The organism is Bradyrhizobium sp. CCBAU 11357, assembly GCF_028128865.1.
Taxonomy (GTDB): Bacteria; Pseudomonadota; Alphaproteobacteria; order Rhizobiales; family Xanthobacteraceae; genus Bradyrhizobium.
The window spans coordinates 1-584 of the sequence record NZ_LBJW01000029.1; the positions used below are offsets into that span (position 1 = coordinate 1).

The 584-nt window shown below is 65.8% G+C and carries 1 pseudogene; it reads right to left on the reverse strand.

Annotated elements, in window-relative coordinates:
- Nucleotides 1-584: pseudogene (locus XI05_RS08915) on the reverse strand (hypothetical protein); the annotation flags it as partial.

A 584-nucleotide genomic window follows, 5' to 3' on the forward strand; every position in this document is an offset into this window, starting at 1 on the left:
CTCATAATCCGCCCCAATTCCGTCGGTGGCATTGGTGTTGGCCGGCGTCTGGGTGGTGAACAGGGTGGTGGTGGCACTGGCGGCTGCAACGATCGCCGTGGCCGCGCTGGTTGCGTTCTCGTTGGTGCTGAGCAGATCCGTATAGGTGGCATTCACCCGGATCCGCTTGCCGACCAGGCTGCTGTCGAGGGTGAGGCTCGCGGTGGTGGCGGACAGATTGGTCCAGGTGGTGCCGTCGGGGCTGCTCTGCCAGCGATAGGTGATGCTCGCCGGGACGCCGTCGGGATCCGTGACGCTGGCCGTCAGCGTCTGGTTCTGGGTCGCCGTGCCATTGATCGTGACGACACCGACGTCGTTGACATTGGCCACTTTGGTGGCGGTCGCGGCGCTCACCGGGGTCTCGCTGCTGCCCAACTGGTCCGTGTAGAAGGCGGTGACACGTACGAAGCTGCCGACCTGGGCCTGCCCGAGGGTCAGTGTGCTCGCCGTGGCGCCCGTGATGTTGCTCCACGTGGTGCCGTTCGTGCTTTGCTGCCATTGATAGGTGACGGTGGCCGGCACGCCATCGGCATCGCTCACGGTCG